Source organism: Kribbella sp. WER1 (assembly GCF_054189145.1).
On the sequence record NZ_CM135186.1, the window covers coordinates 5924337 to 5936263 of the forward strand.

Here is an 11927-nt window from a genome sequence, read left to right on the forward strand (position 1 = left end):
TGACTATAGGAGCGGAGCGCGGCCCACGTCAAGGAGTGCTCAGATCGTTTCGAAGCCCGCCATCATCGCCATGTCCTCGTGCTCGAGGTTGTGGCAGTGGATCAGGTACTTGCCCTTGTGTGCGCTGAACCGGACCAGCACCTCGACCACCTCGGCCGGCCGGATGTCCACGGTGTCCTTCCACCCGTGGTCGTACTCCGAGAGCTTGCGCTTCCCGCCCCGGGTGAGTACCTGGAACGGCGCGAGATGGACATGCACGGGATGGTGTACGTCGGTCACGAACGTCCAGATCTCGTACTGGTCGAGCTTCACCTGCGCCTGCATCACCTTGGGGTCGAAGGCCTTCCCGTTGATCGTCCAGCCGCGGTGGCCGCCGGCGTCGCCGCGCCGGAACCGCCACTCGCGCCGGACCACGCCGCTCGGCTGGGGCGTCACGGCGTACGACGAGAGCGTCGCCGGGATGCGGGTGTCGTCGACGGCCCTGCGGGCGATCTTGAAGCGCATGACGTTCGCGTTGCCGTCGAGCTTGTTGACGACCGTGACCTCGTCGCCCGGCCGGTATTGCGAGAAGTCCACGATCACGTCGAACCGCTCGGCCGGCGCGATCACCAGCGTGGCGTGCTCGATCGGCTTGTCGAGCAGGCCGCCGTCGCTGCCGATCTGCACGAACGTCGCGGGGCCCTTGTCGAAGGCGAGCTCGTACCGGCGGGCGTTCGCGGCGTTCAGGATCCGGAAGCGGTACCGGACCGCGTCGACCTCGTGCACCGGCCACGGGGCGCCGTTCACCAGCGTGACGTCCGCGACGACACCTTCCATGTACGCCGGCTCGACGCCCGGGCCGTCCTTCAGCGCCGGGTACAGAAAGGAGCCGTCGGCATCGAACGCACGGTCCGCGATCACCAGCGGGACCTCCCGATCGCCCTTCGGCAGCGGGAGGTTCTCCTCCTCGGCGTCCCGGACGATGTGCAGCCCGAACAGGCCGTGGTAGACCCGCGGGGCGGTGTAGTCCATCGTGTGGTCGTGATACCAGAGGGTCGCGGCGCGCTGGGCGTTCGGGTACGTGTACGTCCGCTTGCCCATGGTCATGTCGCCGCCCGTCATCATGTGGCCCTCGTGGCCGCCGTTCGTGGGCATGATCAGGTCGAGCGGCCAGCCGTCGCTCGGCGCGGGCGTATGGCCGCCGTGCAGGTGGACGACGGTGGACACGTCGAGCTGGTTGACCTGCTCGATCACGGTGGTCCGGCCGCTGCGGACGTCGAACGTCGGCCCGGGCAGCAGGCCGTCGTACCCCATGATCTGGGTCTTCAGGCCGGGCAGGATCTCCAGGTCCGCGGTGCGCTGGACGACCTGGTAGTAGTCGGCCTTCGCGTCCGAGCGCAGCGGCTTCTTGACCGGCGGGATCGGCAGTGGGACCTGGAACGGTGCGGGGAGTTTCGCCTTGCTGCGCAGGAGTTCTCCGGCCTGTGCCGGGCTCGCCTCCTGGCCGCAGCTGGTCAGGGTGAGCGCGGCGCCGGCGCCCCCGGTGACGGCCAGGAAGCCGCGGCGGGACATGGTCATTTCTTCGCCTCCTGGCGGTTCTGGCGGGCGGACCTGCGGAAGGACCAGACCGTCATCCACAGCACGGTGCCGACGATCGCCGTACCGAGCGGGATGTGGACGGCGAAGTTCTGCAGGTAGCCGTAGGTGAGCTGGACGAACTCGGCGATCATCAGGACCGGCGAGAGGATCGCGGGCCAGATCCGGCCGCGGCCGGCCAGCGTGTAGCAGGCGGCGACGATGCTCTGGGTGAACGCGATCATCCAGACCGATCCGCCGATCGTGGCGTGGAAGTTTGTCATCGCGTCGACGTTGCCGGACAGGAAGTAGCCGGCCGCGATCGGCTGCGCGACGATCAGGATCGCGTGCAGGACCAGGACGATCCGCAGGAGCCACAGGCTGACCCGCGGGCGGCGGACGGTGGTCGGCGGTGGTTCGACGACGGTCATGCCGGCCTCCGGTTGATCCAGAAGGCGAACGCCACGATGCTCGCGACCAGCGCGACGCCGAGCGGGATATGAATCGCGAGCTGCCGGCTGTACCCCATCGCCGGCTGCACGACCTCGCCGGCCACGATCAGCAGACTGACCGCGGGCGCCACCCAGCGGCCGCCGGCCCGCCACCAGAACGTTGCTGCCAGCAACTGCACGAGTCCGGCGGCGACCAGCACCTCGGCGGTGTGCTCGTGCATCCGGATGCCGAGCGGCGTGCCGTTCAGGTACACCCCCGCAAACACCGGCTGCAGGCAGACCAGCACCGCATGCAACCCGGCCGCACTCCGCAGTGCGTAGAGAACCTTCATGTAGACAGACAATAGTAGTCTGGCTACATGTAGATCAATCAGGTATCTCCCGGAGGGGTCAGGTCAGGCCTCCCAGGGGTGCGACCGTGATGCCGGCGCGTTCGCAGACCCAGTGCGGGTCGGGGCCGAGCTCGGGCTCGATCCGGAGCTCGTGGTCGTGCAGGTCGTCGCACGCCGTACAGCGCGGCCAGCGGGTGCCGGAGTCGACGAGGCGGTCCTGGACGTCCTGCGCGACCAGGCCGGCGATGTGCTCGGCGCCGTCCGGCCACTGGTCCAGCCACCACTGACGACCGGCGACGGCGTCCTCCAGCAGTGACACCATCACAGCGTCGTCGAAGCCGCGCGCGGCGAGATCGTGCAGCACCAGCGCCCGCGCCGTCAGCAATACCCCAGGCTCACTCATCACCCCCAGCCTGCCAGACCCCACCGACAACCCATCCCCGCCGAAGCGGTCTTTGAGCACCCACCAACCAGTTTTCTGCGGTGGAAATGGTTGGTGGGGGCTCAAAGTGATGGGGTCAGCTGCAGGTGGGGGTGGGGTCGATGCGGTCGGCGAGGCGGACCTCGCGTTCGGCGGCGGCACGGAGTACAGCGCCGATGCGGGCGCGGACCGGCGTCCGCGGTGCGTCGTACGGTTGCTGGGGAGCGTTCGGGAGGGCCGACTGGCTGAGGCTGCGGGCGTTGTCGACCGCGGTGTTGCCGGCGATGAAGTAGGTCATGGTGCTGCTCCCTCCTGAGAGCGTGGTCGATCGCCCCGGGAACCTCGTGGTTCCGGGGGGAAATGTGTGGTTGTCAGCGCCGCGGAGCCGGTCCGCTGCTGGAGCGGACGATCAGCTGGGTCGGCATCAGTTGCTGCCGCTCGGTGGTCGCCGGGTCCAGCAGGATCCGGCCGACCGCGCGGCCCTTGTCCTTGATCGGCTGCCGGACCGTCGTCAGCCCGGCGGCCGCGGCGGCCGGGATGTCGTCGAACCCGGCCAGCGTCAGATCGCGACCCGGGGCCAGCCCCCGGACCTTCATCGCCTCCAGCGCGCCGAGTGCCTGGACGTCGCTGAGCCCGACGATCGCGGTCGGCCGGTCCTGCGAGTCCAGCACGTACTCCGCGCCGCGCAGCCCGGAGGCGATCGCGTTGTGCCCGCCGGAGACGATCCGCAGCCGCGCGTCCGGCATCGCCTTCTGCAGGCCGCGGATCCGCAGCTCGCAGTCGGTGTACCCGACCTCGTCGACGGTCAGCTCCATCGGCCGCCCGCCGGCCGCCTGCGCGTTGTCGACCAGTACGACGACGTCGCGGTGGCCGAGCCGGGCCAGGTGCTCGCCCAGTTGCGCGGCCGCCTCGACCTCGTCGATCGCGACCCAGGACAGGTCCGGGTGGTCGCCCCGGTCGGTCGACACCGCGGGGATGCCGCGGTTCGCGAGGATCTCCAGCGCCGGGTGGCCGCCCGGTACGCAGAAGATCGCGGCCGCGTCGATCGCCGCCTGCTGGACGGCGTTGCTGCCGCCGGCGATGTCGGTCGAGCTGAGCGGCATCAGCAGCAGGCTGGTCGAGAACTCCTCGGCGACCTCCGCGAGCCCGGCGAGGAAGCCGACCGCGTACGGGTCCGAGAAGGCGTAGGCGAGCTTGTCGGTGAACAGCACCCCGACCGCGCCGGCCTTCCCGCTCCGCAGGGCGCGGGCGGAGGCGTCGGGTCCGGCGTACCCGAGCTCCTGGGCCGTCGTCAGGATCCGCTCGCGGAGCGCGGCGGACAGCTGGTCCGGCTTGTTGTAGGCGTTCGAGACCGTCGACGGCGACACGCCCACGGCCTTCGCCACGGTCTTCAACGTCACCCCGGCCATCTCCGCACACCTCTTCTGGATCGTTCTTCTAAATCGTTCTAGAAAAACGATACAGAAGCCCTCCGGAGAGTGCAACCGCAATACTGCGAGATGATGGCGCGCATGGGTTCGTTGCTGGAGATCATCGCGTTGCACCCGGCAGACGCGGAGGCGGCGCAGGAGGGTGGGGCGGACCGGCTGGAGCTGTGCGCCTCGATGGAGGCGGACGGGTTGTGCCCGTCGGTGTCGACGGTGAGCGCGATCCGCCGCGTCACCGACCTGCCGTTGCGGGTGATGCTGCGGCTGGAGAATTCGTTCACCACCGACGGCGCCGGCCTGAACCGGCTGACCGCGATGGCGCAGTCCTTCCTGTCCGCGGGCGCCGACGGGTTCGTGCTGGGGTTCCTGACCCCGGACAACCAGGTCGACGCCGAGTCCGTCGGCCAGCTGGTCAGCACCTTCCCCGGTACGCCGTGGACGTTCCACCGGGCGATCGACGCCGTACTGGAGCAGCAGCCCGCCTGGCGGGCGCTCCGGTCCCTGCCCGGGCTGGACTGCGTACTGACCGCGGGTTCGTCGATCAGCGTCAGCCACGGGCTGGACGACCTGTGCAAGCTCGCCAAGGAGGACCCGGCCGTGGCCGGCGTGATGATGGCGGGCGGCGGCCTGCAGCCGGAACATGTCCCGTGGCTGTACCAGTCCGGCGTACGCCGTTTCCACGTCGGTACGTCGGTCCGTCAGGACGGGTCGTGGACGAAGGCGTACGTGAACTCCCGCTTCGTCCGCTCGTGGCGCAACCTGCTCGACGCCCAGGACGCCCGCGAATGATCTTGATCGACCCGCCCGCCTGGCCGGCCTGGAACCGGATCTGGTCGCACCTGGTCAGTGACGAGTCCTACGAGGAGCTGCACGCGTTCGCGAAGGCCGCGGGCATCCCGGCGCGCGGCTTCGACCGGGACCACTACGACGTGCCCAGCGACCGGTACGACGACCTGGTTGCGGCCGGCGCCGTACCGGTCTCCAGCCGGGAGCTGGTCGAGCGGCTGATCGCGTCCGGGCTCAGACACAGGAAACGGCCCTCAACGGATTGAGGGCCGTTCCTGATCAGTCGAGCAGTTCGGTCACGGTGCCGGCGGCGACCGTGTGGCCGCCTTCGCGGACCGCGAAGCCGAGGCCGACGTCCATCGCGACCGCCTTCTCCAGCTCCACGCCGAGCTCGATCGTGTCGCCGGGCATCACCAGGGCGATCTCACCCAGGTCGATCCCGCCGGACACGTCCGTGGTCCGGAAGTAGAACTGCGGCCGGTAGTCCGCGGCGAACGGCGTGTGCCGGCCACCTTCGGCGGTGGACAGCGCGTGCAGGTTCGCCCGGAACTTCCGGTGCGGTTGCACGCTGCCCGGCAGCGCCACCACCTGGCCGCGACGGACCTCGTCGCGCTTCACGCCCCGCAGCAGCACGGCCGCGTTGTCGCCCGCGTCCGCGGACTCCAGCGACTTGCCGAACGTCTCCAGACCGATCGCCGTACTGGTCACCGTCGGGCCGAGGCCGACCACCTCGACCTGGTCGCCGAGCTTCAGCGAACCGCGCTCGACGGCACCGGTGACGACGGTGCCACGACCGCTGATCGTGAGCACGTTCTCGATCGGCATCAGGAACGGCTCGCCGAGCTCACGGTCCGGTACCGGCACGTAGTCGTCGATCGCGTCCAGCAGCTCGCCGATCGCGGCGGTCCACCGCGGGTCGCCTTCCAGCGCCTTCAGCCCGGAGACCCGCACGACCGGTACGTCGTCGCCCGGGAAGCCGTACTCCGACAGGAGTTCGCGGACCTCCAGCTCGACCAGGTCGAGCAGCTCCGGGTCGTCGACGGTGTCGGCCTTGTTCAGCGCGACCACCAGGTACGGCACGCCCACCCGGCGCGCGAGCAGGACGTGCTCCCGCGTCTGCGGCATGGCGCCGTCCTGCGCGGAGACGACCAGGATCGCGGCGTCCACCTGGGCGGCACCGGTGATCATGTTCTTCACGTAGTCGGCGTGCCCGGGCATGTCGACGTGCGCGTAGTGCCGGGTCGCGGTCTCGTACTCGACGTGCGAGATGTTGATCGTGATCCCGCGCTGCAGCTCCTCCGGTGCCCGGTCGATGCCGTCGAAGGCGACGTACCGGTTCACGTTCGGGTCGCGCTCGGCGAGCACCTTGGTGATCGCGGCGGTCAGGGTCGTCTTGCCGTGGTCGACGTGACCCATCGTGCCGATGTTGAGGTGCGGCTTGGTCCGCACGAACTGGCTCTTGGCCATGAGTTTTCCTTTGCTGTACAGAAGATTCGGGTGAGAGCCAGGACCCTCCGGCAAGCCCGCACAGCGCTGTCACCGCGTGAGGGGGCCGGTCAGAGCCACCCTCCTCCGCGGGTCCTGCTCAGCAGGAGGAGGGTCGGCTTCGGGCTGAATCGACTGCGGCAGCCCGCGTGGGAGCGCCTGGCAGGCACTGGCCTGACAGGTCGAACTCGAGAACCACGCGGAACATGAGCATCACGGTAGATATCAACCGTGCCCGGGGCAACAGAATTCCCGGGGGTCAGTTGAGGGCGAAGAGCCTGGTGCCGTCGGAGAAGATCGGGCGGGCGGCGGCCACCGTGACGGCCGGCTTGTCGCAGGTGACGACCTCGGACTTGGCGACCGCCTGGGCGTTGGGGCCGGCCAGGATCGGCCGGGGCTGGATGCCGTTGGACCCGATCAGCACCGGCGAACAGCGCCCGTCGGCCTGCGGCATCAGCGTGACGACCCGCCCGTCCGGCAGCAGCCCGAACCCGTCCCGCGGGTACTCGGGGTGCTGCAGCTTCGGCGGGACCTGCAGCAGGTGGTGCCACTGCGGCGTACCGTCGGCGGGGCTCGACGCGGACACGTCGTACGTCTGGGGCTGTCCTGAGTCGTTGCCGGTGCGGCAGGTGATCAGGACGAGGGACGCGTGCGTGGCGGCGAGTTGTGAGTCGCAGGACGACGAGCCGAGTCGCGGGCGTGGTGTGCCGGGGACGGGCGACGTCCAGAGCAGGTTGCCGGTGCTGGTGTCCACGGACCACTGGTAGAGCGTGCCGCCGGCCGCACCGGTCCAGAGCAGCCCGGAGACCTCACGGGTGTCCGGTACCGAGACCAGCTCGCCGACCCACGTCGACGGGTCCAGTTCGGCGCTCAGGTCGATCCGGGAGCCCAGGTTGACCTCCCACTTCTGGGCACCGGTCTTGAGGTCCAGCCCGCGTACGACGGCTCCGTTGCCGCCACAGGCGTCCACGACGACGGCCTGGTCGCCGACGAGCGCGCCCTGCGTCACGTTGCAGCGCACCTGCGCCCGCCAGTGCGTCGGGCTGCTCACGCCGTGCGAGACGACGTAGTTGCCTTCCGCCACCAGGAGCTGGTCCGAGTCGACGGCCAGCGCCGTACCGTCCGAGTCGACCTCGGTCAGCACCTTCCCGCTCACGGCGTCCAGTACGGCGTACGTCGGTAGTTTGACGCCAGTGGGTTCCTGCGAGCGTGGGAGGTGTGCGGCGACGACCTGGCCGTCCGACGAAACCACCAGGCCGCGGGAGCCGCTGGACGCAGCGTCCTGTACGTCGGCCCGCGAATACCGCCAGCGGATCTGGCCCGTGGCCGCGTCGGACATCACGACACCGTCCGAACGCAGCTCCGCGACGCCGCCCGCCGTACCGGTGATGGCACCCGTTGCCGGGACCTCCCGGCTCCAGGCGAGCGTCCCGTCGAGCTGTACCGGCTGTTGCGTCGGCTGGATCGTTGTGGTCGTGCTGACCGTGTTGGCGGTCTCCAGCCGTGCCTGCACGAAAGGCTCGCCGGCCGAGACCACGACCCACGCCAGCAACGCTCCACAGACAACCGTGGCACCAATGCCCACCCAACGCGGTGGTGCTTGCGCGTACGCCGGTGCAAGGCGCAGCCGTAGCGCCAGCGCCAGCAACGCACCGGCGAGTACTAGCGCCGCGGACGCGATCAGCAGGTACGGCCAGCGCTCCGACATCGCCGCACCGGGCTGAGCAGCCGGCCAGCGCCACCAGCACACGCCGACCGCGATCAGCCCGACGGCCGCGAAGACGATCGCCGGGACGGTCACCAGCCGCCGCTGCGTCCGGCGGAACCACGCACAGGTCAGGGCGGCCGCAACCGCCGTACCGGCGATCGGGGCCCAGACCGGGAAGCCGCTGACGTCGTTCGGCTCGGCCGGCCACTTGGCCGCCGCTCCGAGACCGCGGCCGAGCAGCACCGAGGACGCGACCACCGCGCCGAGGGCGGCGCCGAAGTAGACGACCGGGATCAGCCCGCCGATCGGCCGGGCTGCCCTAGGGCCCAGGGCTTCGACCTCCCGCGTGAGGTTCTCCCGGGCCGATCTCTCCCATTCCTCGTGACCCCTGGGGGTCGCGTACAGCCGGGTCTCGCTGAGCGCCTGCAGGAACGCCATCCGCCCGCGGGCGAAGTCCCGGTCGGCGACATGGTGGTACTCCTGCCGGATCCCGGCGGCGTACTCGTCGTACCGGGCCTGCGGCAGGCTCAGGATCCGCAGGTCGGCGTCGCACAGCACGGCGCCGTTGCGGTCGTCCGCGGCGCAGTCGTGCTTGGCGGTCAGCCGGACCAGCCGCCCGATCTCCGCGACCCGGTCGGCGTTCACGCCGTACGCCGCGAGTTCGAGCTCGGCGAGCTGGGCCGACACCTCCTCGTTCTCGCCGGGGTCGGCCTGCGGGTCGTAGATCGCGTCGTGGAACCAGGCCGCCAGCCGGACGGTGTCCGCGTCGTCGGCGTACTCGGCCAGCTCGTCGATCGTCGCCAGCACCTCGGTCAGGTGTTGCCGGTCGTGATAATGCCGATGTTGCTCTGCGTAACGAGCCAGCAGATCGTCGCCCAACGGCTGCGCGTGCGGCAGCAGGCGATTCCACTGGTCGCGCAGGTCCATGGCTATGGAGTCTGGCACCCGTTGGGAGTCCGGACGGACGGATCCCGGGATCCCGAATCGGTCCGTGGCCAAAGGGTTATCGGCTTGTCACCTGACCCCCCGGAAGTGCGGTACAGGTCACACTCCGAGGTCGCTGACGTGGGGGTTGCCACCCATTGACTACGTGGAGTCACTAGCGCAGGGCGATCACCGTGTTCGGGCCTGATGTCAGCACGAGGTTGCCGACGGCCCGCGGGTCGCGGCTGCAGACGATGCCGGTCGGTAGCCGGACCTGGCGGAAGCCGGCGCTGTTGATCACATTCGCGACGCAGCCGGTGCCCAGGCGGCTGAGCGACACCACACGGCCGTCGGCGGTCACCGTGACCTTCGCCCGCGGGCTGACCGGGGCCACCGTCTGCCAGGCGGTCAGGCCGGTGTTCGCGTCGATCGCGGTGACCACGGTCCGGCGGCTCTCCACAGTGCTCGCCCCGGGGCAGTCAACGACGATCAGGTACTTCCCGGCGGCGTTCAGCAGCGTGCGGCACGCCCAGTTCTTCGGGACGTCCCAACGCCACCGGATGTCGCCCGTACTCGGCTCGATCGCGGTCAGCGCCACGGGTACGTCGGTGTCGCCGCCGGGCTCGGCCACGACGACCAGGCCGGCCACGACCACCGGGCGCCGGTAGCTGTCCGGTGCGGTCTTGGTCCACAGCTGCCGGCCCGTTTGGACGTCCAACGCGGTCATCTCGTCCGGCTGCTCGTCACAGGTGTGGCTGACGAAGGCCAGCACCGTTTCGGCCGTGGCGATCGCGCCGAGGTCCGTGCAGCTGCCGGACTCGTACGTCCAGCGCTCGTGCCCGTCCGGGTCGACGCCGTGCAGCTTTCCGCTGCGTTCGCCGATCAGGAGCGGTTGGGGCTGCTGGACGAACCTGTCCCGCGTCCGGCCCGGCCACGCGGCCTCACGGCGGCCCGTGTTCGCGTTGAGCAGCAGGTACCCGATGTCGGCGAACTGGGCGAGCACGTACTCGCCGTTGCCGGTGGACGTGATGACGGGCTTCTCGTCGGAGTCGGAGCGGCTGTAACGCCAGCGCAGGGCGCCCGTGGCCGCGTCGAGCATCTCGACCACGCCGTCCGGGCGGGGGATCGCCACGCCGTACCGGGTGCCGATCGCCTCGTCCGCGCCGGTGCCGGCGACCGACTCGCTCACCCAGGCGACCGTTCCGTTCAGTACGGACGGGCTGGCCCGGCCGGCGTCCTGTGGTGAGCCTTCGAGGCGTTCGTTGGACGAGAGCACGTAGTTGCGTGACAGCGGCTGGATGATCAGCAGCAGTACGAGAGCGACAGCAGCGGGTACGGCGAGCCAAGCGAGCTGCTGGCCCAGGTTGCGCGCTGGGAGGTAACGGGCAGTCCGGGTACGGAGTAGGGAAGCCACCAATGCGGCCGCGCTCGCTATGAGCAGCAGGAGCAGGGCTGAGATCAGCAGCGGCACCCGGAGGCCTACGCCCGTGGCTGCGTTGGTTCTAGGTATCTGCGCCCAACCGACGAGCAATCCGGTCACCGCGATGGCCAGTACGGCGCCTGCGATCAGCCGGGCGCGCTGGCTGGCGCTTCGGGCGCAACGGAACAGCACAGGTGCGCTGAAGAACGAAAGCGCGGCTAGAGCGACCGTAGGCCAGCCAACCTCATCGTCCGCAGCTGGGATCTGCCAGGACGCACCAGACGCGGCAATCGCGACCACGGCGGCCGCTACTGCGCCGAACGTCGCCGTAGCCGTCAGCCCGGCCTGCTGCCATCCACGCCAGGGCGCGGGTAGCTCGCTGTCCAGTCCGGCGAGCTCTGACTCCAGGTTGAGCCGTGCGACCTGGCCGAGCCGTTGCCGCGCCAGCTGGGTGCGGTACAGGTGCCCGTCGAGCAGGTCGCGGACGTCGTCGTACCGGTGCTCCAGCGCGGCCTTCCGCTCGGCCGCGTCCCGGCGTACCTCGGCCGTGTGCACGGCGTACCGGGTCGGGTCGGAGGCGAGGATGGCGTTCACAGCATCGAGCAGTACGTCGCCGTTCGCGTCCCGGCGGGGTGGCGCGTAGGAGTCGGGCGGCGGCGCGGCGAGGTCGCCGGTCAGGCGGATCAGCCGGGCGACCTCGGCGATCCGGATCGACGGTACGCCGTACTGCGGCAGCAGTTGTTCGGCCAGCCGGGCCGACGCCTCGGCGTCCTCGGGCGGCGTGCCGCCGGGTTCGTGGACGGCCCGGTGGAACCAGGCCGCGAGCCGGACGCTCGTCGGGTCGGTGGAGAGCTGGATCAGCGAGTCCAGCGCGGTCAGGACGATGGTCAGGTACTGGTCGCGGTACGCGCGGCGGGTGCGGTCGACGTACCTGGCCACCAGGTCGTCGGCCAGCGAGGCAGACCCAGGCAGCAGGTCGTCCCAGCGCGCCCGGATTTCCACCACCGCTTCAGTCTGCCAGCCGCACTACTGCAACCAGCCCACGATCAGCCCACCGCCACCTTGCGGTTGGTTACTGCTTGGCTGACAGCACCCCGGTGAGCAGGCCCGGATACAGGTCCTCGAGGTCGCCGCGACGCAGCAGGCTGACCCGGCGGGTGCCATCGGTGTGAGTGGAGATCACCCCGGCCTCGCGGAGGATCTTCAGGTGGTGGGCCCGGGTGGAGGCGGTGACCGGGAGCTCGATCTCGCCGCAGCAGACGCCGGCCGGGTGGTCGGCGAGCGCCCGGACGATGGTCAGCCGAACCGGCTCGCCCAACGCCTGCAGAACCGCCTCGACGCGGATCTCGTCCCGCTCCGGCTGCGGGAGGACTTTGGTGGCCATGCGTCCATAGTACGACGCCTGTCGAAGTTCGATG

The 11927-nt window shown here is 70.1% G+C and carries 12 protein-coding genes; 2 read left to right on the plus strand and 10 right to left on the minus strand.

The window, feature by feature from the left end; all coding sequences use genetic code 11:
* Positions 1-39: 39 nt before the first annotated feature.
* The 6 genes from ACXJJ3_RS28830 to ACXJJ3_RS28855 all read right to left on the minus strand — a co-directional run bounded on the left by ACXJJ3_RS28830 (position 40) and on the right by ACXJJ3_RS28855 (position 4168).
* The gene (locus tag ACXJJ3_RS28830) at positions 40-1557 is read right to left on the minus strand and encodes a multicopper oxidase domain-containing protein (protein ID WP_458164972.1); all 1518 of its coding nucleotides are present in this window, start codon (positions 1555-1557) and stop codon (positions 40-42) included.
* Positions 1554-1985 (minus strand): hypothetical protein, encoded by a 432-nt coding sequence (locus ACXJJ3_RS28835; RefSeq protein ID WP_458164973.1) that lies wholly within the window; start codon positions 1983-1985, stop codon positions 1554-1556. Before ACXJJ3_RS28835 ends, ACXJJ3_RS28830 begins: the two co-directional genes overlap by 4 nt.
* On the minus strand, positions 1982-2338 hold the full coding sequence (locus ACXJJ3_RS28840) for a hypothetical protein (RefSeq protein ID WP_458164974.1): 357 nt from the start codon (positions 2336-2338) through the stop codon (positions 1982-1984). Before ACXJJ3_RS28840 ends, ACXJJ3_RS28835 begins: the two co-directional genes overlap by 4 nt.
* Before the next feature lie 58 nt (positions 2339-2396).
* Complete coding sequence (locus ACXJJ3_RS28845) at positions 2397-2741, minus strand: hypothetical protein (RefSeq protein WP_458164975.1); 345 nt, start codon at positions 2739-2741, stop codon at positions 2397-2399.
* Between the two features lie 115 nt (positions 2742-2856).
* The gene (locus ACXJJ3_RS28850; RefSeq protein ID WP_458164976.1) at positions 2857-3057 is read right to left on the minus strand and encodes a hypothetical protein; all 201 of its coding nucleotides are present in this window, start codon (positions 3055-3057) and stop codon (positions 2857-2859) included.
* Positions 3058-3130: 73 nt separating this feature from the next.
* Complete coding sequence (locus ACXJJ3_RS28855; protein ID WP_458164977.1) at positions 3131-4168, minus strand: LacI family DNA-binding transcriptional regulator; 1038 nt, start codon at positions 4166-4168, stop codon at positions 3131-3133.
* A 102-nt stretch (positions 4169-4270) separates the two neighbouring features.
* Between ACXJJ3_RS28855 and ACXJJ3_RS28860 the strand changes: the two genes are divergently transcribed.
* Together ACXJJ3_RS28860 and ACXJJ3_RS28865 are read left to right on the plus strand one after the other, a co-directional pair.
* Entirely contained in the window at positions 4271-4975 is a 705-nt protein-coding gene (locus ACXJJ3_RS28860) for a copper homeostasis protein CutC (protein ID WP_458164978.1), read from the plus strand.
* Positions 4972-5238 (plus strand): DUF4031 domain-containing protein, encoded by a 267-nt coding sequence (locus ACXJJ3_RS28865; RefSeq protein WP_458164979.1) that lies wholly within the window; start codon positions 4972-4974, stop codon positions 5236-5238. Before ACXJJ3_RS28860 ends, ACXJJ3_RS28865 begins: the two co-directional genes overlap by 4 nt.
* Before the next feature lie 13 nt (positions 5239-5251).
* Here ACXJJ3_RS28865 and tuf read toward each other — a convergent pair whose 3' ends face one another.
* From tuf to ACXJJ3_RS28885, 4 genes are all read right to left on the minus strand, one after another.
* Complete coding sequence (tuf, locus tag ACXJJ3_RS28870; RefSeq protein WP_458164980.1) at positions 5252-6439, minus strand: elongation factor Tu; 1188 nt, start codon at positions 6437-6439, stop codon at positions 5252-5254.
* Between the two features lie 277 nt (positions 6440-6716).
* Positions 6717-9092, minus strand: coding sequence for a hypothetical protein (locus ACXJJ3_RS28875; RefSeq protein ID WP_458164981.1), 2376 nt, complete (start codon positions 9090-9092; stop codon positions 6717-6719).
* A 172-nt stretch (positions 9093-9264) separates the two neighbouring features.
* Positions 9265-11514, minus strand: coding sequence for an outer membrane protein assembly factor BamB family protein (locus ACXJJ3_RS28880; RefSeq protein WP_458164982.1), 2250 nt, complete (start codon positions 11512-11514; stop codon positions 9265-9267).
* Between the two features lie 67 nt (positions 11515-11581).
* Complete coding sequence (locus ACXJJ3_RS28885) at positions 11582-11893, minus strand: ArsR/SmtB family transcription factor (RefSeq protein ID WP_458164983.1); 312 nt, start codon at positions 11891-11893, stop codon at positions 11582-11584.
* Positions 11894-11927 lie beyond the last annotated feature (34 nt).